The organism is Microcoleus sp. Pol7_B2 (genome assembly GCF_036701035.1).
Lineage (GTDB): Bacteria > Cyanobacteriota > Cyanobacteriia > Cyanobacteriales > Microcoleaceae > Microcoleus.
In genome coordinates this window covers 1-23,597 of sequence record NZ_JAUBQB010000038.1, presented here as the reverse complement: position 1 = coordinate 23,597, position 23,597 = coordinate 1, and the positions used below count along the sequence as shown (strand labels likewise).

21 protein-coding genes and 1 other RNA gene are annotated in these 23,597 nt (G+C 46.4%); 9 read left to right on the top strand and 13 right to left on the bottom strand.

Going from position 1 to position 23,597, the window contains the following annotated elements:
• Window positions 1-9 precede the first annotated feature (9 nt).
• The 3 genes from QUA57_RS15670 (at window position 10) to folB (ending at window position 3,353) form a co-directional block, all read left to right on the top strand.
• A complete protein-coding gene (locus tag QUA57_RS15670; protein ID WP_333061880.1) occupies window positions 10-1,293 on the top strand; it encodes a glutamate-5-semialdehyde dehydrogenase in 1,284 nt (427 codons plus the stop codon).
• Window positions 1,294-1,476: 183 nt separating this feature from the next.
• Window positions 1,477-2,847, top strand: a complete 1,371-nt coding sequence (locus QUA57_RS15665) for a serine/threonine-protein kinase (protein ID WP_333061879.1) — start codon at window positions 1,477-1,479, stop codon at window positions 2,845-2,847.
• A gap of 140 nt (window positions 2,848-2,987) precedes the next feature.
• A complete protein-coding gene (gene folB / locus QUA57_RS15660) occupies window positions 2,988-3,353 on the top strand; it encodes a dihydroneopterin aldolase (protein WP_333061877.1) in 366 nt (121 codons plus the stop codon).
• A gap of 80 nt (window positions 3,354-3,433) precedes the next feature.
• Here the strand turns inward: folB and nuoK are convergent, their stop codons facing one another.
• The 6 genes from nuoK to QUA57_RS15630 all read right to left on the bottom strand — a co-directional run bounded on the left by nuoK (window position 3,434) and on the right by QUA57_RS15630 (window position 9,127).
• Window positions 3,434-3,739: an NADH-quinone oxidoreductase subunit NuoK gene (nuoK, locus tag QUA57_RS15655; RefSeq protein WP_228042566.1), complete on the bottom strand. Its 306-nt coding sequence runs from the start codon at window positions 3,737-3,739 to the stop codon at window positions 3,434-3,436.
• A gap of 82 nt (window positions 3,740-3,821) precedes the next feature.
• Window positions 3,822-4,448, bottom strand: coding sequence for an NADH-quinone oxidoreductase subunit J (locus QUA57_RS15650; RefSeq protein WP_333061875.1), 627 nt, complete (start codon window positions 4,446-4,448; stop codon window positions 3,822-3,824).
• A 116-nt stretch (window positions 4,449-4,564) separates the two neighbouring features.
• Window positions 4,565-5,140: an NAD(P)H-quinone oxidoreductase subunit I gene (gene ndhI, locus QUA57_RS15645; RefSeq protein WP_333042046.1), complete on the bottom strand. Its 576-nt coding sequence runs from the start codon at window positions 5,138-5,140 to the stop codon at window positions 4,565-4,567.
• A 103-nt stretch (window positions 5,141-5,243) separates the two neighbouring features.
• Window positions 5,244-6,362 carry an NADH-quinone oxidoreductase subunit NuoH gene (nuoH, locus tag QUA57_RS15640; RefSeq protein WP_333061874.1) on the bottom strand — a complete coding sequence of 373 codons (1,119 nt, stop codon included), beginning with the start codon at window positions 6,360-6,362 and terminating at the stop codon, window positions 5,244-5,246.
• A 364-nt stretch (window positions 6,363-6,726) separates the two neighbouring features.
• Window positions 6,727-7,117, bottom strand: a transfer-messenger RNA (tmRNA) gene (ssrA, locus tag QUA57_RS15635).
• Window positions 7,118-7,348: 231 nt separating this feature from the next.
• Window positions 7,349-9,127, bottom strand: coding sequence for a protein kinase domain-containing protein (locus tag QUA57_RS15630; RefSeq protein WP_333061872.1), 1,779 nt, complete (start codon window positions 9,125-9,127; stop codon window positions 7,349-7,351).
• Between the two features lie 258 nt (window positions 9,128-9,385).
• On the opposite strand from QUA57_RS15630, the gene QUA57_RS15625 reads away from it, so the two are divergent.
• Window positions 9,386-10,534, top strand: a complete 1,149-nt coding sequence (locus QUA57_RS15625; RefSeq protein WP_333061869.1) for a Fic family protein — start codon at window positions 9,386-9,388, stop codon at window positions 10,532-10,534.
• Between the two features lie 76 nt (window positions 10,535-10,610).
• On the opposite strand, the gene QUA57_RS15620 is transcribed toward QUA57_RS15625, so the two are convergent.
• The 5 genes from QUA57_RS15620 to QUA57_RS15600 all read right to left on the bottom strand — a co-directional run bounded on the left by QUA57_RS15620 (window position 10,611) and on the right by QUA57_RS15600 (window position 14,718).
• The gene (locus QUA57_RS15620; protein WP_333061868.1) at window positions 10,611-10,853 is read right to left on the bottom strand and encodes a hypothetical protein; all 243 of its coding nucleotides are present in this window, start codon (window positions 10,851-10,853) and stop codon (window positions 10,611-10,613) included.
• A gap of 137 nt (window positions 10,854-10,990) precedes the next feature.
• Entirely contained in the window at window positions 10,991-11,518 is a 528-nt protein-coding gene (locus QUA57_RS15615) for a GNAT family N-acetyltransferase (protein WP_333061867.1), read from the bottom strand.
• A gap of 41 nt (window positions 11,519-11,559) precedes the next feature.
• Window positions 11,560-13,554: a glycosyltransferase family 39 protein gene (locus tag QUA57_RS15610; protein ID WP_333061928.1), complete on the bottom strand. Its 1,995-nt coding sequence runs from the start codon at window positions 13,552-13,554 to the stop codon at window positions 11,560-11,562.
• Window positions 13,555-13,825: 271 nt separating this feature from the next.
• Window positions 13,826-14,404, bottom strand: a complete 579-nt coding sequence (locus QUA57_RS15605) for a hypothetical protein (protein ID WP_333061866.1) — start codon at window positions 14,402-14,404, stop codon at window positions 13,826-13,828.
• Between the two features lie 11 nt (window positions 14,405-14,415).
• On the bottom strand, window positions 14,416-14,718 hold the full coding sequence (locus tag QUA57_RS15600; RefSeq protein ID WP_333061864.1) for a hypothetical protein: 303 nt from the start codon (window positions 14,716-14,718) through the stop codon (window positions 14,416-14,418).
• Window positions 14,719-14,765: 47 nt separating this feature from the next.
• On the opposite strand from QUA57_RS15600, the gene QUA57_RS15595 reads away from it, so the two are divergent.
• Both QUA57_RS15595 and QUA57_RS15590 read left to right on the top strand, forming a co-directional pair.
• Window positions 14,766-15,098 carry a DUF565 domain-containing protein gene (locus tag QUA57_RS15595; protein ID WP_333042031.1) on the top strand — a complete coding sequence of 111 codons (333 nt, stop codon included), beginning with the start codon at window positions 14,766-14,768 and terminating at the stop codon, window positions 15,096-15,098.
• Window positions 15,099-15,409: 311 nt separating this feature from the next.
• Window positions 15,410-16,570 carry a glycerate kinase gene (locus tag QUA57_RS15590; protein ID WP_333061863.1) on the top strand — a complete coding sequence of 387 codons (1,161 nt, stop codon included), beginning with the start codon at window positions 15,410-15,412 and terminating at the stop codon, window positions 16,568-16,570.
• A gap of 208 nt (window positions 16,571-16,778) precedes the next feature.
• On the opposite strand, the gene QUA57_RS15585 is transcribed toward QUA57_RS15590, so the two are convergent.
• Window positions 16,779-17,147, bottom strand: a complete 369-nt coding sequence (locus QUA57_RS15585) for a hypothetical protein (protein ID WP_333061862.1) — start codon at window positions 17,145-17,147, stop codon at window positions 16,779-16,781.
• Between the two features lie 327 nt (window positions 17,148-17,474).
• On the opposite strand from QUA57_RS15585, the gene QUA57_RS15580 reads away from it, so the two are divergent.
• Window positions 17,475-18,002 (top strand): orange carotenoid protein N-terminal domain-containing protein, encoded by a 528-nt coding sequence (locus QUA57_RS15580; protein WP_333042028.1) that lies wholly within the window; start codon window positions 17,475-17,477, stop codon window positions 18,000-18,002.
• Window positions 18,003-18,251: 249 nt separating this feature from the next.
• On the opposite strand, the gene QUA57_RS15575 is transcribed toward QUA57_RS15580, so the two are convergent.
• Window positions 18,252-20,120 (bottom strand): PAS domain-containing sensor histidine kinase, encoded by a 1,869-nt coding sequence (locus QUA57_RS15575; protein ID WP_333061861.1) that lies wholly within the window; start codon window positions 20,118-20,120, stop codon window positions 18,252-18,254.
• Window positions 20,121-20,518: 398 nt separating this feature from the next.
• On the opposite strand from QUA57_RS15575, the gene QUA57_RS15570 reads away from it, so the two are divergent.
• Window positions 20,519-21,238: a response regulator transcription factor gene (locus QUA57_RS15570; RefSeq protein WP_333057024.1), complete on the top strand. Its 720-nt coding sequence runs from the start codon at window positions 20,519-20,521 to the stop codon at window positions 21,236-21,238.
• A 439-nt stretch (window positions 21,239-21,677) separates the two neighbouring features.
• Window positions 21,678-23,330: an alpha-amylase family glycosyl hydrolase gene (locus QUA57_RS15565; RefSeq protein WP_333061859.1), complete on the top strand. Its 1,653-nt coding sequence runs from the start codon at window positions 21,678-21,680 to the stop codon at window positions 23,328-23,330.
• Window positions 23,331-23,597 lie beyond the last annotated feature (267 nt).

Below are 23,597 nucleotides of genomic sequence, written 5' to 3'. Positions count from 1 at the left end.
GTTACTGCCATGTCTATTATTGAAATTGCCCAAAAAACGCGCGTATCTGCTAGAAAATTGGCAGTTTTGTCCGCTGAGGCCAAAAATCACGCTATTGAGGCTATAGCTAAAGCTTTAGAAGCTGCTGCGCCGGATATTGTGGCGGCGAATGCCGCTGACTGCAAGGCGGCCCAGGCGGATGGAATTGCGAAACCGCTGTACGATCGCCTCAAGTTGGATGATAGCAAGTTGAAAAGTGCGATCGCGGGCGTCCGCGACGTTGCGAAACTCCCAGATCCCGTAGGTTCCGTGCAAATTCACCGTGAATTGGATACAGGATTAATTCTGAAGCGCATCACCTGTCCTTTGGGCGTTTTAGGCATTATTTTTGAAGCGCGCCCAGAAGCTTTAATTCAGATAGTATCCTTGGCAATCAAATCAGGAAACGGTGTCATTCTCAAAGGTGGCAAAGAAGCAGTCCGTTCCTGCGAAATATTGACAAAAGTGATACATCAAGCATTAGCAGAAACTGCGGTTAATCCTGAAGTCGTGCAGTTGCTCACCACGCGGGAAGAAACAATCGAACTGCTGAAAATGGATGAATATGTAGATTTGATTATTCCCAGAGGTTCTAATTCCTTCGTGCGGTTTGTGCAGGAAAATACCCGAATTCCCGTGTTGGGACACGCCGACGGCATTTGTCACTTGTACGCAGACAAAGCGGCGGATATTCAGAAAGCAGTAGAGATTTCTGTAGATGCAAAAACCCAGTATCCAGCCGCCTGCAATGCCATTGAAACTTTGTTAGTTCACAGTGCGATCGCCCCCAAATTCCTGCCCGCAGTTGCCGAAGCTTTGCAGCAGAAAAAAGTCGAACTACGGGGAGACGAAAAAACTCGCGCAATCCTAGAAAATATTGCAGAAGCAAATGAAGCGGATTGGTCTACAGAATACAGCGATTTAATTTTGTCAATCAAAATAGTAGATTCTGTGGAAGAGGCAATTAATCACATTAATACTTACGGTTCCCGACATACAGATGTCATTGTCACCGAAGATAGCGAAACTGCCGAGACTTTTTTAAATGGAGTCGATGCGGCCGGAGTTTATCACAATTGTTCGACTAGATTTGCCGACGGTTTTCGCTACGGTTTCGGTGCAGAAGTGGGGATTAGCACGCAGCAAATGCCACCTCGCGGGCCTGTTGGTTTAGAGGGCTTGATTACCTATAAGTATCGAGTTGTTGGAGATGGCCATATTGCCGCGAGTTATGTAGGGAAGGATGCGAAGGGGTTTACTCATCGGGATTTGTAAATCCTCGATAGCCGATCAAACCCGACAATAAAAAAGCCTGTAAATACTGAATCTTAACCAAAGTGTCTCTTCTCCTTCATCCATCCCAAAAAAAAGCGATCGCCCTGACATTCAAACAAACTTAGCTACAATGAGCTATACTGTGCTCGGCGACTCCCCCAATCGAACAATTGGCCGTGGTTTATGTCTAACTCCTCCCTCCTTACCCCTGGTTCGACTCTCGAAAAACGCTACCGCATCCTCCGCGAATTGGGCCGGGGTGGCTTCGGTCGCACTTATCTCGCCGAAGATATCAACCGCTACAACGAACATTGCGTGCTCAAAGAGTTTTCTCCGGTAGTTCACAGCCCGAAAGCGGCCGAATTGTTCGATCGCGAAGCGAGTATGCTTTACCACCTCCAACACCCGCAAATTCCAAGGTTTCGAGAACTCCTGCGAACGGATTTGGGCGGGAATCCATCTTTATTTTTAGTGCAAGATTATATCAAGGGTCAAACCTACGAAGAAATATTGATATCGCGCCAGCAACAAGGTAAAAACTTTACCGAAGCCGAAGTTACTCAACTGCTATTTCAGCTTTTACCAGTTTTAGAATACATCCACTCAAAAAATTTAATTCACCGCGATATTTCCCCGGATAATATTATTCAGCATGATGCTGACAAACTACCATTTTTAATTGATTTCGGTTCTGTTAAACAAATCGCAGCAAATGCCGTACTTCAGTTTAACGGACAATCGGATACGGCGATCGGCAAACAGGGTTATTCGCCAGCCGAACAAATGCGGCTGGGGAAAGTTTCTGCTGCTAGCGATTTGTACGCTTTAGCCGTCACGGCTTTGGTACTGTTAAGCGGCAAAAAGCCTCAAAAATTGTACGATATCAATAACAAAACTTGGGATTGGCGATCGCACGTCAGTGTCAGCTCAAATTTAGCCACGGTATTGGATCGGATGTTAGCAGAACAACCGGGCGATCGCTACCAATCTGCAAAAGCAGTCCGCGAAGCACTAAAAGATCCAAAACTATCTCAAATTAGCAGTATAATTTCCCAAATGGTGACAATGAACTTTGTCGGCCGCCCTTTCAAAAACAACACTCAAGCTGCTACCAGCAATCATACTCCTGTTCACCAAAATCCTCCAATTGTTAATAATAACAACAGCACATTCAAGTTAATTCCTTGGAAAACCCTAGGGAGTTTAAGTGTGATTTTGGTGCCAGGAATTTTAGCTTTTAGTGTAGTCAAATCGGGTTTCACCTTGCCAAAGTTGCCGGATTTACCTAAATTTTCTTCGCGCCAGCAACCTCCCGATACATCCTTAGAGGAAGCCGAAATAATTCGTCAAGAAAAGATTGGTAAACGGCGCAAAAATCTCAACATTAATCAAGATCTCTTCTATCAAAAAGTTGATGAATTATATTACAATAAATATCCCGAATTCCAAGGTCGTACCTTGACAGAAAAGCCAGAAGATGCTGAAATTAGGCGGAAATGGTATGAAGTTGCGGAGGATTTACTGGACAAGTTGGAGAAAGGAGGAGAGTTGTGAAATTTAAGAGAGAATAAGAGTGATTGAACCGCAGAGGGAAGAGGAAGAGGGCAAAGAAAAGAAAGAGAGGGAAGAGAAAGATAACTTTATCTGGTTTAATACAAATTGGTATAGGCAACGCACTTTTAGTTTATTGCAAAATGGATTCTATTCAACTTACAGGAATTCGCTGCTACGGATATACGGGCTATCTGCCGGAAGAGCAAGTTTTGGGGCAGTGGTTTGAAGTGGATGTTACTCTCTGGCTGGATTTATCGCAAGCTGGAAAAAGTGATGATATTCAACATACTCTTGATTACCGCAGCGCAATTACTCTGATTCAAAAGCTAGTCAAAGACTCGAAGTTTTTATTAATCGAACGCCTAGCAGATACTATTGCTCAAGCGCTTTTACAACTACCGTTAGTCGAGAAAGTTAAACTACAACTCTCGAAACCTGCTGCCCCCATCCCTGATTTCGGTGGCAGAATTACTCTAGAAATTACTAGAACGAAAGACAGTAATTAAAAGTAGGGACACGGCAGTGCCGTGTCCCTAAAAATGTACCGCGTTTTACAAATATAATTTGCAATTAACCGGATTTAAGATTACCACTTCAGCAAATTAAATTCTTCCATGTCTACGGTATTGCGGTTGCGATAAATCGCCAAAACAATTGCCAAACCAACGGCAGCCTCAGCCGCCGCTACCGTAACTACAAACACGGTAAATACTTGGCCCTTAATTTGTACGGGGTCGAGATAATTGGAGAAACCCATCAAATTGAGATTGACAGCATTCAGCATCAACTCGATCGACATCAACACGCGCACTGCATTTCGGCTAGTAATCAAACCGTAAATACCAATACAGAAAAGTGCGGCGGCTAATAACAGAAAATACTGGAGTTGCAGTTGCATAAATTTTGTTGGCGATTTTCTCTCAATCAATATTACTACCAAACAGACAGATAGGTGCGCCGCGCGCACCCTACTGTTACTTAGATTCGGGCGAAGAAACATCTCCGGCAGAAACTAATTCGCGAGGTCTTTCTTGCAAACTAAAAGCTGGTGTTTCAGATAGCTTGTTCGACGACAATTCATCGGGCAAGAAATCGCGGCGTGCTAGCACAATTGCTCCTACCATTGCCATCAACAAAAACACTGATGCTAACTCAAAAGGTAGCAAAAAGTCAGTGAAGAAATGTTTGGCTATCGTTACGATCGAACTTTCGGCTGGTGCTCCTGTAGTCGCCACAATAGTCCAAGGAGTAGACACCACCATCGTACCCAAAAGCGCAAACAAGCCTACGCAAACTCCTGCTGTTGCTACTTGACGCACCCAAGCGTTGGGAATAGTGCGGAAATCTTCTCGCTTGTTCACCAACATAATCGCAAACAAAATCAAGACGTTAACAGCGCCAACATAAATCAATACCTGCGCTGCTGCTACAAAGTCGGCATTCAGCAACAGGTACAAGCCGGCAATGCTGGTAAATACGCCGCACAGCAAAAATGCTGAGTAAACGATGTTGGAGAACAGCACTACTCCTAGTGCTCCTGCAATCATCATTACGGACAGTATGCCAAATGAAACAATTTGAACCCCTTCAGCTAGATTCACAATTTTTTATCCTCAATTATTAGTTTTCTATTGTTCGTTTTTACTCATTAGTTAGCAGTCATTAATAATTGGTTATTTCACTAATGACTAATGACTGCTGACTAATGACTAATTACTTACTTTTCGATAATTTCCTCTGGACGCAGACCGGCGCGGCGATCGGTGTAGGAAACTTCATGGGGGTCGATCGCACCTTTCGGCAAATAAGCGAATTCCCGCATCGGTGTCACCATCGGATCGTCTGTAACCTTGTAGGGTAAACGTCCGAGGGCCACGTTGTCGAAATTCAATTCATGACGTTCGTAGGTGGCTAACTCATACTCTTCTGTCATCGACAAACAATTAGTCGGACAATATTCTACGCAGTTGCCGCAGAAGATACACACTCCGAAATCGATACTGTAGTGCTTGAGTTGTTTCTTCTTAGTTTCTTTGTTAAATTCCCAATCCACCACAGGCAAATTGATCGGACATACCCGAACGCAGACTTCGCAGGAGATGCACTTGTCAAATTCAAAGTGAATTCTGCCCCGGAAACGTTCGGAAGGAATTAGTTTCTCGTAAGGATACTGCACCGTAATCGGCCGGCGTCTCATGTGGTCAAATGTAACAGATAGCCCTTGACCGATATACTTAGCAGCTTGAAGAGTCTCTTTGGCGTATTCGCCTACTTGATTGAGGAATTTTAGCATGGTGTTCTCTCTCTGTACTTGAGTTTTTGGTGATTGATAATTAATAATAGGTAATTGGTTAACAGCTATTTTTGTTTAGCTGTTCCCCTTTACCTATTATTAATTAACCGCCAAAAGCAAAGGGAAAGGCAAGTTTCAAAGCTGCGGTCAATAGCAAATTAACTAGAGCAACGGGAAGTAAAAACTTCCATCCCAAATCTAGCAATTGGTCGATCCGAACTCGCGGCAGAGTCCAGCGGAGCAGAACTGCCAGAAACAGGAAAAAGTAGGCTTTCAGCATCGTCATTGTAATGCCCAGCAAGCCGGTAATTACCTGCAACCAAGGAGTCGTCTCGCTCACTCCCAGGGCATTTGTCAGCACTTCGACAGGAATCGGGCATTCCCAGCCGCCGAGGTACAAAACTGCTACTAGCAGGCAAGAAAGGACGAGGTTAACGTAGGAAGCGATATAGTACAAAGCAAATTTCATGCCTGTGTACTCAGTCTGATATCCTGCTACCAATTCTTCTTCTGCTTCCGGGAGGTCAAAGGGCAACCGTTCGCATTCTGCTAGTGCTGCAATCCAGAAAATCAGGAAACCTGCGGGTTGCCGCCAGATATTCCAGCCGAGAATGCCGTAGCCGGCTTGCTGGTGTACGATGTCGATCGTACTGAGGCTATTGGACATCATCACGACTGCCAATACTGCCAAAGCTAGAGGAATTTCGTAGCTGAGGGATTGAGCCGCGGCTCTGAGTCCTCCGAGGAGGGCGTATTTGTTGTTTGAAGCATAGCCGGACATCAGCAAGCCGATCGGCTGAATGCTAGACAGGGCAATCCACAGAAATATCGCTGTCCCCATATCGGCGATCAGCATATGCTCTCCGAAGGGCACGATTAAGTAGGAGAGAAAAACTGGAATCACCACAATTACCGGGCCTAGGGTAAATAGCAGCGCGTCAGCTTTTGCCGGTACAATGTCTTCTTTGAATACCAACTTCAGACCGTCAGCAACGGGTGCTAGCACTCCCAGAGGGCCGATAAATTCCGGGCCTACCCGCTGTTGAGCGGCGGCGGAAATTTTCCGTTCCAGCCAGACGCTAGTGAGTACCCCGAAAACGGCAGCGACAATCATCAGCAACATCGGCAGCGGTAGCCAAAGCACTTGGGCGATGTCCGCCGGTAAGCCCAAATTCATGAGGGCTTCTACGAAACTTCCTTGTAAGTCAATTCCTGGGTTCATTTGTCCAGCTTTTGAGCGATCAGCATATAATTTTTCACCCGTCCTTCGTAGGAGTAGGCTTAGAAATCGGGGTCTTTGTAAAGATTTTTAATGCTTTACCGCCTAATAGTATATCGCCCGACAGGCTCCAAGAACGCACAGACAGGGTGAAGTTCTAATTATATGAGCCTGCAGCGTAGCTAATGGATGGGTAATTTATGTATTTTTACTTAGCCGATCGAGCTGATCGATTTTAGATTTTAGATTTTAGGTTTTAGGTTTTAGATTGAATGCCAAACAAAAGGGCCCAGAGTTAACTCTGGGCCCTTTTAATGCTTTAAAGTAACTTTCAAATGGCTTAAACCATTGATTTTACGTCACTTTTTTATGGAACTGGGCAGAATCGAACTGCCGTCCAAAGCGGGTATTTACCTTCCGATCGTTCACAGGTTTATCCCTTCTAATCCTCAGGGCGGGAACCATCTTTATCCCAAATGGGGGGATTTTCTAGTGATTGCTTTCCTAGCTAGCCGACTAGAAACGTTTAGCTAGGGCATCCGTTGGGGGTTGTTATGCTACCGTTAACGGAGTGAGGTGGCATACACTCTAAACCAAGCTCAAGAAGTTTTTAGGCTACAGCTACGGCTTTGCGAGCGAAAGGAACGATGTTGTTCGCATTTACTATTTTTTTTGAGCCGATATTAACGAGAGTAGACTCCCTCTCGACCTGCATCACGGAGCAGCTTTCGCCACCCTGTCGAAACCATTACAGCCCCTCGTGTGTTCTTTTATGATAGACAATATTTCGTGTTGCGTCAAGTCAACCGATTTTAGATTTTGGATTTTGGATTTTGGCACAAAGCTGAGTCGGGAATATTTACATCTTGCACCATTTTCTTGAACAGGCTTTCCGGCCTGTTCCGCAAGAGTTGAGTTTTCCTGTGGGGTGGGCCCCAGAACCCGCCCAGGTTTATTGACAAGGGTGCAAAATGTCAGCCCTGCCAAGTTTAATGCAAATTTTCGTCCCAGACGCCGATGTAAATCCGATCGCGCTCATTGCGTTCGATCATCCCTTCGAGCGAACCCTTCCTAAACGTAAACCGATTGCTCCGGCGCTGCTGCACGTCGCCCAAGCCTTGCAAAATCTCCTGGCTGGCGCCGCCCACCATCCCGTTTAAGGCGGTTCGCACCACCAAATCGTCCACCGACTGGGCAAAAGAACCCTCTGTTTGTACTAGCTCGCCCGAATCGCGATCGTAAATGTAGCCGAGAGTAATCCGATTGGGCAATATTTCGTAAAGTGCGGTGCGAGTATTCGGCCAATAGCCCCGCGCTTGAGAGTCAGTCGGTTCTCCCAATTCGGATAAAATCTGACTTTCCGCCGTACCAACGGCATACCCAGGGATTGTGGGAGTCTTCTGATAACTGGTTCCCGGTTGTTCGCTGGGTGCGGGCGATCGATCTGGCGGCAACTCTTTGTCAACAAGTTTTTCCGTTGGTGTGGGTTCGACAGCCTCCGGAGAAGGCGCTGGTGTTGGCGCTGGGGCTGGTGTTGGAGTTTCAGCAGCAGGCGCTGGAGTTTCAACAGCGGGCGCTGGAGTTTCAACAGCGGGCGCTGGAGTTTCAGCAGCCGGTGGTGGAGTTTCTCTGCGAGTCGGGGCTGGCGTTGATGTCGGCCCGGGAATTGGTGCGGGGCTGGAGCGCGCGTCTGGATCTGCAGGGGCCGAAGTGCGATCGTCCTGGGCCACCGGTGCGGGTTCCGAAGACGGCCGGTTGAGGAGAACCCTAGCAATACCGACAAAACCTGCAACAATAAGTGCGATCGCCACGAACCCCAAAATCCACCAAACCTTGCGGTTGCTGTCTCCAGAAGACACCACAGCAGGCGCTGTTCTGGAACCCGCAGGCGACTGAGGCCCGTGTCCCGGAATCACCGCCACCGTCGGCCCGGTGCTCGGCGACGCTGCACCAGGAGGCTGCCCCTGCAGCAGCGACAGCCACTCATCCACGCTAGCAGGGCGATTTTGAGCTTCTACCGTCATTCCCCGCATCACCGCTTGGCTGACTGTCGTACTTAGCTGAGGCTGCAAGTCGCGGGGCGAAGGCATCGGTTGGCTGGTACGCAAAATTGCAGCCACCGGCACCTGTGCTGTCAGTAAAGTGTAAAGCGTCGCCGCCATACCGTAAACATCTGTGGCGGGCGTATATTTCCCTTGGGCAAAATACTGTTCTGGCGGCGCGTAGCCGTCGGACACCATATTAGTGTGACTTTGGGTTGCACCGGGAGTAAACTCGCGGGCTATGCCAAAATCAATCAGCACGACTTCCTGAGTACCTTGGCGCAAAAGAATGTTTTGCGGCTTGACATCTCGGTGCAGCAAACCCTTTTGATGAACAACTTTTAAAGCAGCGCCAATTTGAGTGATGTAGAGAATTGCAAGATTTTCTGGCAGCGGATGATTTGAACCGACTACATCGCCCAAATTCTGACCGGCAATGTAGTCCATCACCATGTAAGGCTGCCCGTCTTCCACAAAGAAATCGCTGACGCGGACAATATTCGGATGAACGCAGGAAGCCAACCGCCTCGCTTCGTCTTGAAACTTGCGATCGAACTCAGCAAAATTGGGTTGCTGCCGCAGAGATTCGTTGAGGGTTTTAATGACTACAGGCTGTCCTAAATAGCGGTGATTTGCCCTGAAAGTTATTCCAAAGCCGCCTCTTCCCAATTCTTGTTCGAGGGTGTACTTTCCACCCTGTAAAGTTTTGCCGATTAGCGCATCCATAGGTTCAGGCGATCGCGTACCACATAATATGGCTGATTATTGCACGTATGGTCGGCTCTCCTCACCAGTCCAAAGAGCGATCGCCCGGATTGCATCATTGTATCGATCGCACCTCGGTAGTGTTAGGTTGCATTCTAAGCCCCTAGATGTAGCGCCTAGTTTTCTTGAGGGGTGACAAAAATGTGCTTATTAACGAAAAGAAGTTAGTTTTGATAATATAGGGTTGAAGAGTATTCAGTATTAACGGAACCGATAACAATGGTCATTGGGACTAGAGCAGGTCAATATGTGGAACAGATTGCAGGCTACAAAGCCTTTATACCTAATCCGCTGCCACCCACACCTGAAATTATTATGGATCAGGAAATGTGGAATCTGCTGTCTCAGGCAGATCGTGCATTGGGTCGGCTAGATGGAGCAACCGATGCTCTACCAAATCCCGATCTCTTTGTGTTTATGTATGTTCGGAAAGAAGCAGTTCTATCGAGCCAAATTGAAGGTACACAAGCATCTTTGATAGATGTCCTAGAATTTGAATCTCAAGCTTTGGAACCGGAAAATCCTCAAGAAGTAGCTGAAGTCGTAAACTATATCGCGGCTATTAACTATGGTCTTGAACGGCTGAAAAGTTTGCCTGTATCTTTGCGATTAATTAGAGAAATTCACAAAGAGTTAATGCAAGGAGTCAGAGGTGCTGAGCGAGATCCAGGAGAGTTTCGTCACACCCAGAATTGGATTGGTGCAGGAAGATGTTCGTTGGCGGATGCTACTTATGTTCCTCCTCCACCCTATGAAATGCTCCAATCTCTAGATAATTTGGAGAAGTTTTTATATAGTCCACAACCTATACCTACGTTGATTAAAGTGGGATTGGCTCATGCTCAGTTTGAAACAATTCACCCTTTTCTAGATGGTAATGGAAGAACAGGGCGATTATTAATTACGTTTCTGTTGTGTGAACAGAATATACTACAACGCCCACTACTCTACATCTCTCACTATTTCAAGAAATATCGCTCTGAATACTACGATCGTCTTCAGGCTGTCAGAGACAGTGGCAACTGGGAAAGTTGGCTAAAATTTTTTCTGCGTGGTGTTTACGAAGTGGCTCAGGAAGCAGCAGCTACTGCCCGCAAAATAGTCAACTTAAAAGAAGAACATCGCCAATTGGTACTTAACGCAATGGGGCGTAGATCGGGTAATGCGATCGCATTGCTGGAGAGCCTTTATTTCAGACCAATCTTTACGGTAGAACATACTGAAGCAATTACGAGTTTGTCATATCCCAACGCCAATGCCTTAATTAAGGCTCTTAGTGATATAGGTCTTCTGGAAGAAATCACTGGACAAAAACGTAATCGAGCATTTTCTTATGCTCCATATCTAGCTGTTTTCCGGGATTCCTAGCAACAAATACAGCCCAACTCTATGACAGTATTCACATAAATAGCTCGCTCTTTCTCGAACCGCCTGTCTCGTCGGATCACCGATCGACATCTTGAGCCACCATCATGGCATTGATGTGGGTAAAGATGCGATCTAATTCCCCAATGGCGTCGAGTTCCGCTACCTCTTCTGCCATTAGTTGGTCTGCCTTCTTCTTCTCTAACAATTGTGACCTGCGCTGTTGCAGCGATTCACTAAATTTGAACAACTTCCACCCATCGACTTTTTCAATGCAAATTTCATGGATTAATGAGGAGGGTTTGTTGATAATTGAAACCATTGTAGGCTCCGATATTCGGGTTTTAGGTAGTGACTAGATTATAGCTTTTATTCAATCTGGCAGATTTAATGCTCCAACCGAGAACCTTCAAATTACCGCCAAAACCAGTGGCTTAAACAGCGAAACGGCGTTACAGTTTAAGTCGGATGATATTCATCCCTGCTTATTTGCCATCGCCATATCTTGCCTTCTTCAGGATCGTCCACCTCTGCAATGAACTTCATTCCCACTTTTTGCAACACGCTATTCGAGGCATTTTTTTCAGCTAAAGTGTGAGCGATGACTGCTTTCACCTCCTCGTGAGCGAAAGCATAATCGATCATTCCCTGTGCCACCTCAGTTGCAAATCCGCGATTCCAATATTCGGAAGCAATTTCATAACCTATCTCTATAGTCCCCGACTCATCAGGTGAGCTTGTGAAACCTCCATTGCCGACAAGCACTTGATTTTTTGGATGAATAAAGAAGTAGCTGTGCCAGTCAGTTGGAGGCGGATTGGACTCGGAAGATTCGTCAGCAGGGAGGGAAAATGCTTCCGGGAAAAGAGGCCAGCTATCAGGCACTATGACATTTAAAATTGCTGCAAGCTCGCTTTTACTTCGTAAGAAAGCTTCTATGTGAATCCTTTCGACGGCAAGTAGTTGAAGATTCTTAGTTGTAATCATTTTTCTACCTTGTTTAAAAAGTATGAGTCACACTATAGGCACTATCGAAACGCTTGTCTCGGAACCCTAGCTAGTTGGTAAGCGCCCCGACTTTCCAACAATTGATATTGATTTGGCTGCAATCCTAATTGCACAAATTTCTCTGGATATCCCAGCAACAAAATAGAGGGAGAAGTTGGGTTTTTAGATTGCTTAATGTAGTCGATCGCCTTTGTGACAGCTCGGTAGTAAGTCACCGGCTCTTGGGTATAAAAAACCAGACTTGGTTTCCAGAAACCAACCATAATAAACTCTTCCCCTGGCAGTTTTTGTTGAACGGCAACCTGTGCTAGCTGTCTCAGAGGTAACTGGCGGTTGATATCAACCACTTTGTAGGCGGGAGTAAGACCAAAGATGATAAATGCTACTAACCCGATGAGGTTAGCAACCAAAATCCAGCGCTGTTGCCGCTTCCACAGTAAAAGTGCGATCGCCACTGCTGTAATTATCCAAATCGTACCCCCGACAATCAGTAATCCCGACTGCTGAATTGCTTGGGGAAAATTGGGCATTGCCGGGTCATCTCCCAGCCAGTTGTAGCTGTAGAAAGTTGCTCCGGCTACAATTAATAAAAATATGACATTAAAAATGTATGTAACTAACAGCCCTCGCGGTAAAGAATTAGGTTTTTTTTCTAAATTTATGCGCCTGTTTTCGGGTTCATTGCCTGCAATAATATCGCTCCACAGCAGCGTTACCAAAATCGCAGCGGCGGGGATTAAAGGCAATACATAACTGGGCAATTTGGTCACGGCGATCGTGAAAAAGCCAAAAATGCAGCCGAACCAAAATAGGGCAAATAAACTCAACTGAGCCGATCGCGGTTGACGACGCCAATAACTGCGCTGCCAAAAACGGGTGCGGGCGATCGCCACAGGCAAATAAATCGACCAAGGTGCAAAACCCACTAGCACTACAAAAAAGTAAAAATACCAAGGCGCCGAGTGCTTGTTGACTACTCCAGTAAAACGCTGGAAATTGTGATAGCCAAAAAAGCTGTCAATATAAGTTTGACCGTTGGCTAAAATAACCAAAATGTACCAAGGCAGGGCGATCGCCAGAATAATCAAGATTCCCGACACCGGACGCATTTCGCGCCAAAGTTGTCGAAAATTTCCCAAATAAAGCCCGAAGCTGCCAACAATCAGCGCTGGAACGACAATTCCCACAGGCCCCTTAGCCAGAATTGCTAAGGCAATTAGTACGTAAAAAGTCAGATACCACTTATTGGGAAATCGGGAAGCGGAAACAGTGGAAAATTCTGCTTGTTCTCTCTGTTCTTCTAGAGTGTAACCGAGGAAAAATGCGAGCAGCGCCGAACACATACAGGCGACTAATAGCATATCTGAAACCCCAGTCCGTCCCCAGGCAATAGTTTGGGGATTTAAAGCTATTAGGGCCGCACCAATCCAAGGAGTAGAAAAAAAGAGCGGAAGACGGCGAGTTTTGAGTGTTGAGTTGTTATTGTCTGTTTCTTCTTCCGGCTTCCATCGAACTTCTTCCTGCTTCCTGACATCCGTTAAATCCCGTACAGTGCTCGTTGTCGAACTTCGTTCTTCCTGCGAGTGAGTGAACTTTTGTAGGGTATAAAATCCGAGGCAAGTCAGCCCGATCGCACACAAAGCCGAGGGAAGACGCACGGCCAATTCGTTAACGCCCAGAGTGCGGTAAGCCACCGCCATCAGCCAGTAAATCAGCGGCGGCTTGTCAAACCTGGTTTCGCCGTTGAAATAAGGAGTGATGAAATCCCCTGTCACCGTCATTTGACGGGCGGCTTCGGCAAACAACGGTTCGGTTTCGTCAACTAAACCGATGTTGCCGAGATTCCACAAGAAACCTACCCAGGCGATCGCGAACAGCCACAACAGCGACAGCAGCAAAGGTGCGATCCTCTTCGAGGGCTTCGCTAACGGGCGATTCCTAAACTCTGACAAATTTTTAATAACTTCCTTCACCCAAACTTCCTGCGATTTTAGATTTAAAATTTTAGCTCGCATAGAGAGTCTACCGAAAGATTCGCATTCTCGAAACTCCCAATTCGATCGAATCCGGTTAAACAGAGATGTTGCACCCTTCTCCACAAGGCTTTCATGGGCGGGCTCTCCTACCCACCCCACAAGAAAATTCACTCTTTGTGGAACAGGCCGGAAAGCCTGTTCTTTATAATGATGCCGCTATATGAGGTTAACTCACATAGCGGCATCGTTCTCAATAAAACCGTATCAACCGGGTTTCTTGACCAAAATCTCGGCACCTGCAGCTAAGCGTTCACGGCTGCAAAATTAATTGCCATTCTCGGGCTGTGCTGTTCCAAGCGGGCGAGGCTGTCTCCCCGGCGACGTAAGGCCCCCAGTAGTGGCGAGAACCATCCTGAGCAAAAACCACTAAAATGTCTCCCCGTTTGACTTGTAACTTGCCCTCCGGCAGCGATAGCATCAGTCCCTTGTCGCCACCTTCTCCGGGCGCAAAATCCCAGTGCGCGGGTTTGCCGTAGGATTCCTTGGCTTGCCGTTTCGACAGCAGGGCCACTCGCACTGGGTGTTCGCTGCGGTTGCTGACGCGCAGACTGCCGGCGGCTTTAGTATTTGCAGGGATTGAGGAAAGCAATTCCTCCTCTGACTCTGGGGGAGTTGGTGTTGAGTCGGGCTTGGGCTCGCTGGCGGTGTCTGCAGAAGCTGTCGCGACTGGGGAAACGGGGGGTATTGGGGGGTGTGCGGTGGCTTGTGAGGGCCAATCGCTGGACTGATTGGAACCGTGGGAGATAGTGATTTCAAAACGTCCTAGAAACATTCCTGTAATTAGGACGATCGACACTCCAATTACGATCTGGTAAATTTTAAGATTCATAGATTTTAGGCTTAAAGGATAGACTGCACCCGCAATGAGTCTTCACTATTTTTAATGTAAAACCAGGGGCTGCTGTGCCACAAGATACAGTTACACTTAATTACTTGACCGTTCTCGGCTATAACTCGCCGATCGCTCAATACCATCTTAGATGTTAAATTTGAGATTTTAGATGGCGACATACTGACTCCGGTAAGAATTTGCAGTTGGTCGGGAGAGGCATTTGTTGACTCATCGGTATAGCTTTTAATACCAGTTGAAAAAAAGAATACCACTATAGGCCCGTACTCCCAACCCCAATATCCATCAGTCATTCCGCATCTCAAATCTCAAATCTCAAATCTCAAATCGTATAACTTTTATGCAGAATACCCGAATTAACAGATTAATTGATGTTCTGGGCGATCGCTTCCGAGGCTGGCTGAGCAATCCTTGGCGGCGGATTTCGCTCCTGCTAATTAGCCTGCTGTTCGGCACTTTTTTGGGAACCGCTATTTCGACGATCGCCGGACAATCTGCGGATTGGGATATTATCGCAGCCGGGCTGTTGGTGTTGTTGACCGAGTTGGTGAACTGGCTGGTTTACGGTGGCCCGCGGTCTGTCGCCCGTTCTTTGTGGGTGGAGATGCTCAATGCTCTGAAAATTGGTCTGACTTACAATTTATTTGTGGAGGCTTTCAAACTCGGCTCGTGAAAAATGCTCAAATATTTGTCGGTTGTAGATAGTATTTATATAAACCTACGCTTAAAAAAATTGAATCTGTAGTGCCGAGTTTAGTGTCAGTCGATTTGAGATTTTAGACTTCGGCGTCAGCCCTCAGTCGAAGGAGTTTAGATTTGAGATGTATTCCACAGATGAATTGGGGATTTTGAACTAGGGTCTAAATTTGGGAGCTCTCCACGACAGGAGTTGCGGTTTGTCTCCGTTTTGGGTGGGGTCAAATATTTGTCAATTGCAGATAATATTTGTACAAAACCCGCCCCCGCATAGAGAGTTTTTAGGATATGGATCGATCGACTGTAACCCCTGTTGAAATTTTACATCGGTGGCAAGCCGGCGATCGCCCGATCGCGCCCGACTTCGAGCACCTCGCTTTTTGGGAACTTGCGGATGATTTGCGATCCTCTTCGAGGGCTTCCCTAACGCGCGCTTTTGGCATTACTCCCGACAATGTAGCCGATATTGTCCGCTGCAAAACCGATTTATTCTTTTCTCTTCTTGACGAACGGCATACTTTCCCCGTAAAGTCAACTGTTTTCCTCGAAATTTTGTGGAATCTGTGGCTGCCGCTGGCCATGCAATTATCGGCTGCAAAACAAAGTTTAAACCGTCCTTTAATTCAAGGAATTTTAGGAGTGCAAGGAACGGGAAAAACTACTTTATGCCAAGTTTTGAGGCTGATTCTGGGAAAATTGGGATATTCTACTGTCAGCCTTTCTTTAGACGATCTATACAAGACTTATGCCGATCGCCAACAACTCCAAAAAGCAGACCCGCGTTTAATTTGGCGCGGCCCTCCCGGCACTCACGATATTGACTTGGGAATAGCAGTTTTAGACAAGTTGCGCGGTTCTCTAACTCACAATTTAGCAGCAGTTGACAATCCCAAATCTGATGCCATCAAACCGGATTTAATTAATAAAAATATAGAAATTCCCAGGTTTGACAAATCTGCCTATGGAGGTGCAGGAGATAGAAGTCAACCCGAAATTATTTCCGGTGCGGATATTGTACTTTTTGAAGGTTGGTTTGTCGGTGTGAATCCGGTGGTTGATGCCAAATTAAACGAGTTTTTGGCGGCTGCACCGTTTCCGATTTCCACAGAAAGCGACTGTCAGTTTGCGCGCGATATGAATGCGAAGCTGCACGACTATTTGCCGCTGTGGAACCGATTAGATCGGTTGATGGTTTTGTATCCCCAAGATTATCGCCTTTCTCAAGTGTGGCGCAATCAGGCGGAACGGGAAATGATGGCGGCGGGGAAGCCGGGAATGTCAGAAGCTGAAATTAATCGGTTTGTTGAATATTTCTGGAAAGCGCTGCATCCAGAGTTATTTATTAAGTCGATGCTGGAGGGCGATCGCGTTGATTTAGTAATTGAAATTTTGGGCGATCGCACTGTCGGCAAAATCTGTCGGGCGATCGACTTAAAATTAAACCTTTAAGGACACAACAAAGTTGTGTTCCTACCCTATTGCAGCCTTTAAGGACACAACATTGTTGTGTCCCTACTGTATGGCAGCTTATCGTGCACTCACTTGACAATTCAGAACTTATGCAAAACGTGATTTGACGCGGGAATTATAGGGGTAAGGCGGGGAATCAGCACCCTACAATACAGAGGTTTTGCATCGAGGATCGAGAATTTCTAAATTAACTGCCAGGAGTACCAAGATCGATCGCTTTCTGCATCAAATCGTCGGTAACTTCGCCCGGTGTACCTGCAGGCGTAATGTCCTGAGCCATCGAACGAAAATCAGCGGGATTACCGCTTGTATCTGCCGGCTTTGCCATATTATCTTGAGCAGCGGGAATAGGAAATTTAGGTGCAGTTGCAGCGGCGGCAGCTTGAGCGCCGGCACCCGTGCGATCGATGTCACTAACGCTGAATTCTTTTGAAGCTTCGTAGTCTGCTGATACATTAACGGTCGGCAACTTTTGTTCTCCAGCTTCCGCGCTTTCAGTGATCTGCTGAGCGTCAAAGTTTTCAATGTTATTGACTTCTGTATTGATTTCAGACATAGCCGACTCCTTGCTAGTTTTATTTAACAATTCACTGTATCAATTATTACTTTAGTTCCCGGCTTTTTCATCTACCCGCAGATGTATCGTTGGCTTCTATCTTAAGGATGATTTATTCTAGGGTGGTCTGTTAACATTACACCACTTTCCGAAAAAAATGCAGCTTTAGGCAAGCTCCCAACCCATACATACTAAGCCATTCCCCATTGTTTAATCTAAAAACTAAAATCTAAAATCTAAAATCGTATTACCTCTCGGGGATGGTGACTTGTACTTACAAATCTTGATATTTGTATATTCTGGAAGCATTTTTAAGGAATTTTGTTTATGAACTCACCCGCCGCCACCAATCCTCACTCTCTCTCCAACGACACTAAAAACATCGTTCAGACAATCAACGGGTTGGGTACAGATGAAAAACTGGCGCTGCTCTACTTTGTTTATGAAAAAATGGGAGATTCAATTACACCAGCCGCTCCCGCCGCCGCCGAGCCAGAATTAGCTCCCATGCTGCTGGATGATTTTTACAAGCTTTCCCATGACCAACAACTGAATATAATGCGCGGTATTGTTAACCGCGACGACACGCCCTATTCCCACGCTTACGGAGCTTTAACTGCTAACAATCAGTTGGTAGTTTGGTATGCTTGGGCTATTGGTATGGGGGAAACAATTGTCGATATCCCCGAAGGATATGAGGCAACTGAGGCTGTCAATGGCGTGTTAGGTCAAATTGAAGGTCTTGAGTTTGAACAGCAAATTACAGTGCTGCGCGACGTAGCTAATAATATGGGCTACACCGATGTTAAACCAATTGCTACTCAGGCGGAAGTAGGGAAAACTTCTAGTCTGTAGATAAGAGTCTGGTGTTGCAACCTATCCTACACAAACTCTCCTCCTAGCAGAGAGAGACTCAAGAATAAAGGAATTACCCAAAACCTCTATATGTAGGGTGCGCCGAGGTGCACCCTACCGCTATAATTACTAGGTAAAACCTTTTTTTGCTCTTACTCATATTTATTCTTTCGTCTCTTAGAGAGGGGCGAAAGTTTTTGTATGAGCAGTTAAAATCGGCTCTTCTGAGAAATATAAAAAGGTTTTCAGTCAGCCAGTGAGTGTTTTAGGGTAAACTTTTCGCGGGAATTCCATCCGAAATATCGAACCTTTTTTGAGTTGACTTTCGGCAGTAATTGTACCGTCGATCATCTTGACTAAAGAAGCACAAAGAGCTAGTCCTAAACCGGTGCCTGGATAGTAGCGAGTTGTGGTTTGGTCGCCTTGGTGAAACTTGTCGAAAATGTGGGGAAGATACTTTTCACAGATGCCGATTCCTGTATCCCGAACGGTGATAATTAACCGATCGCAATTTAATTCCCGCACCTCAATGTAAATGCTCCCCTCATGCGTGAATTTAACCGCGTTGGAAACGAGATTCACCAAAATTTGCCGCAGGCGCAACTTGTCATTAACTATCAACTGCTCCTGCAAACAGACGCTGACTGCCATTGCCACGTTCTTATCGGTGGCTTGATTTCCGAATTCCCGGGCGACATCCATTACTAAATGCCCTAAATGAAATTTTTCAATTTTTAATTCAGTGCGGCCACTCTCGATTTTGGAGAGGTCGAGGATATCGTTAATTAGCAGTAGCAGATTTTTGCCGTTATGTAAAATGCGCCCCACCATTTCTGTTTGCTGGGGGGTCAGCAGTTGTTTGTGCTGGCGCAGCAGCAATTGGGAAAAGCCGATAATCGAATTCATGGGAGTTCGCAATTCGTGGGACATAATGCCCAAAAATTGCGATTTTAACTTCGCTGCTTCTAGCAGTTGCAATTTTTGCTGTTGAATGCGTCGCCCCTGCTTTTCCAGTTCTTCTTGCTGGCGAATTAGCAGCTCGTTTTGCAAGTCTAAAAGCTGTTCCTGCTTTTTTAATTTTTCGATCGCCAGCGCGTTGTTAATCGCGATCGCAGCTTGTTTTCCCATCACCGCCAGCAGTTGCTGAGTATGCCTGTCAATCGCCCTGCTGTCTTTGCCGTTGCCGATGGCCAACACACCCAAACGCCCGCTTGGCGCCGACTCGATCGCCGCAGCACAGGCCGCCGCCGGCAGCAAGCCGTCGCTCGACTCCGACCGCAACAGTACAGACTCTCCCGTCGCAAATGCTTTCCACAGCAGCTTGTTTTGCACGTGCGGGGTTGTGCCCTCACCAAAGTTTTCTGTGCCCCCGACAGCGCTGACTTTCAGGCCGCTGCAATCGTACTCCAGGAGAGCAACTAGGCAAAATTCCGCTCCTGCGATCGCCTCTACAGTCGCATCCGCAATGCCTTGCAACAACTGGCACAAGCTACCCGCGCGCTGGCTTAACAGATTTGTAAATCGATCGATCGCGTGCAACTCGTGTTCCGCGTCCCATACCGTCCGGCCTTCACACCAATTTTTTGCTGTAAAATTGTTTTCCGAGGGCACTTGAGCGGGCCAAAATTCTGCTTCTGCTTGGGGTGCGGCTGGAGTTTGTTGGATGGCGTCGATTTCGGTGTAGGTTCCCGCCCACTCCAAAACTTCCTGACTGTCTAGATTAGCGGGCGTTCCTGTGGCCAGGTTCCAGCGGTAAATGCCCTCTCGCGTCCGCAGACGAAATATAATTTCGTAACTTGACGGCGGGAACTTAGAAGTGTGCGATCTCGCCAATAGACGAGGACGGTCTTCTGGGTGGACCTGCGCCAGATAGCCGAAACCCAAAGCTGCTGCTGCTGGTACGCCGGTGTACTCCTCCCAGCGCTGACAGAAATAAGTCGCCCAGCCGTCGGCATTTGTTTTCCAAACTATGTGAGGAATTGCCGACCACAGGCGATTCTCCTGAGTTTTGCAATCGCCAACTTGCGGTTGGGGGGATGTTATTTCAGATACTTTGTCTAAGATTTCAGAGTCGGAAAACTCCAACGCAAAAGACTTATTGCCGTCATACTGAGTCATAACAGGTTATATAAATAAGCATTGGACTTGAGCCCTAACACCGGCTAAAGACTCGTGCTGCTAGCTTTATTGATTTTGACGAGCCAAGTGCATCAAAATTTTTTATACTTTAAATTTATCTGGGTAGTGATATCTTTACCTCTATCAACGGGCGGACACTGAGATAATTCAGTTAAAATGTTGACACATTGAGAGCTTACCTGTCCCGAGGAAGGCTCGTGCAGGCATCGCCGCAAAATAACTTAAAAATTAACTTGCATTCTTGGCGGCTGCATGAGTATGCTTAAAAATGATGTGCAGCCTGTAAAACCATAAATCAGGACACATTCTCAAATTTACTCAGTTTAGCTGAGTCAGTTGACGATATTTTAAAAGTTTAGCGGGCTATTGGAAGAAAGATGAGTAAAATTCGCGTTGCTTTGGTAGAAGACCATGACCTGACAAGAGTCGGCATTCGCACAGCTTTACAACAGCGTGACACTATAGAAGTTGTCGGCGATGCAGCTAACGCTACAGAGGGATTGAAACTGCTTCAGTCTTCAAAACCTGACGTGGCAATTGTAGATATTGGGTTGCCGGATTTTGATGGCATTGAACTTACACAAAAGTTCAAAAAATCGGTAGCGGAGTCCGATCCCGATACAAAAATTTTGATTCTGACTTTTCAGGACAATGAAGAAGAAGTTCTGGCAGCTTTTGCCGCCGGAGCTGATTCTTACTGCATGAAAGATATTAGCTTCGATCAGTTATTAGATGTAGTAAAAGTAACTCACGAAGGTAACTCTTGGATCGATCCGGCGATCGCCCGTATCGTCCTGAAACAAGCTCGCACTCAGGAACCTGCACCGGAAGAACCGAAGGCTGAGGGCAAAAGAGTCACAATTAAGGCTGCTGAACCTGAGTTTAGTCACATCATTGAGACTTACCCTTTAACGGAACGGGAATTAGAGGTTTTGGAACTGATCGTGCAGGGTTACAGCAATGCTGCAATCGCCGAAAAGCTCTACATTACTGTCGGTACAGTCAAGACTCACGTCCGCAATATTTTGAACAAGTTGTGTGCTGATGACCGCACTCAGGCTGCCGTTCTCGCCCTGCGTTCTGGCTTGGTTGGATGAAGCCTTATCATCAGGCAAAATCAAGTTAAAAGTAGGGTGCGCTAGGCGCACCTTACGACCACTGATTTAGGGTGTGCACTGCACACCGACTGACTAATTGTTTATTATTAAAAAAAGCAAAACTTTAAATCCGCATCTATCCCTGTACAGATATTTTATTTTATATTTTGATCAGTAAATCTATCTTGAGATAGATGATAAAAAACTATCATATTACTAATACTTATTTTTGAGCGATCCCCAGTTAGATAAATTTCGCTCGCACTGCCAATATTGCGCGAGATCAATTCAGAAAAGGCGCAGGCAGAGGGAAGAATAACATACTTTTAGGAATACTTAAGCCTTAAAGAAATTATATCCGCAGAGCGATGCTGAGTTCGCTTAAAGTTGCGAAATTAAAAGTATCAACTGCTACTGAAATATTTTAGAAAGAGGTATTATGGCCGCCCCAATTGAATTCAAGTTATTTGCTCCCTATAACAAAGGAGCTGCCTTGATTGGCTCTTTTTCTAATTGGGAAGAGATTCCGATGGAAAAGGACGAAGAGGGTTATTTCCGCACGCGAGTTGAGTTGGATGATGGCGTTTATCAATACAAATTTCGCGTTCAGTCGAAAAGCTGGTTTCTGGAAGCGGATCAGTGGGTAGATATAGTCGATCCCTACGCGACTGATATCGACGATCCTACTCAAAACGGCCTTGTTCGGATCAAAGATGGCGATCGCATTGTCGATACCTATGTTTGGAAACACGACGACAAACCGCTACCCGCCGATCGGGAATTAGTGATTTATGAAATGCACGTTGCTGACTTTTCCGGTGGCGAAGCCGATCCCCTCGCCCGCGGCAAGTACAAGCACGTCGTCGAAAAACTCGATTACCTAGTCGAACTCGGCATCAACGCGATCGAACTCATGCCCCTCAAAGAATACCCAGGCGACTACAGTTGGGGCTACAACCCCCGCTACTTCTTCGCTGCCGAGTCCAGCTACGGAACCACAGAAGAACTCAAAAACCTGATAGACGAGTGTCACGGGCGCGGTATTCGCATCATCATGGACGGGATTTACAACCACTCGGAATCATCGAGCCCCCTCACTCAAATCGATCACGATTATTGGTACCACCACGAACCCCGCGATCCCGACAACAATTGGGGCCCAGAATTTAACTACGAATTCTACGACGAAAATTTAGGCACTTTCCCGGCGCGCAGATTTGCTGGCGATACAGTCCGCTTCTGGATTCAAGAATATCATCTCGACGGCATTCGTTTCGACGCGGCTCGACAAATTGCTAACTACGATTTTATGCACTGGGTAGTTCAAGAAGCCAAAAATGCCGCCGGCCCCAAACCGTTTTATACCGTTGCCGAATACATTCCCGACGAGCCCAGCATCACGAATCTAGACGGGCCGATGGACGGCTGCTGGCACGACAGTTTCTATCACTCCATAATTCCACAACTGTGCGGGGACAATTTTGATTTAGAACGGCTCAAAGAGGTAATCGACTGCAAGCGGCAAGGTTACTTGGGTGCTACGAATGTAGTCAATTATTTGAGTAATCACGATCACGATCGCGTTTTTGCCGAATTGGGCGATCGCGGCATTTTGGATGAAGCAGCATTCAAGCGGGCGAAGTTGGGAACCGTGCTGTTAATGACAGCAGTTGGCGTGCCGCTGATTTGGATGGGCGAAGAATTTGGTGAATACAAAGGCAAAACAATTGAGCAATCTAAAATTGACTGGACGCTGCTAGGAAATGACCTGAATAAAGGTTTGTGGGAATACTATAAAGGCTTGATTCACCTGCGTAAAAATAACCAAGCACTTTACACAGAAAACATTGAATTTTTCCACGAAGACCCCGACTCGAAAGTTTTTGCTTACACTCGCTGGAACGATGAAGGTTCGAGAGTTGTAGTAGTGGCGAATATGTCGGAAAATTATCTGGCAGGTTACAGCGTTCCCCACTTCCCTGCCAACGGAACTTGGCACGAATGGACGGGGAATTATGATATTGAATCTGGCGATCATAATATTATGATTGACTTGCCGGAATACGAAGCGAAAGTGTTTGTTTGGCAGTAAGCTGTTAGGCATTGAAAGCACTCATTCCCCATTCAAAGATATGAGGACTGAAGTTCTTGCTACCAACCCGAAAAAAAATGTTGGTAGTAATACCAATTTAATGTGAATTTGCACATATCTCGATCCCCCTAAATCCCCCTTAAGAAGACCCACTTTGAGCGAAATCTTGTCCCCCCCTCCGGCGGGGGGCTAGGCAGGGTGGATTTATTGTGATCGGATGATTATATAATGGAAGGGGCGATCGTCCCCTAGCGGATCCCGCTTGAC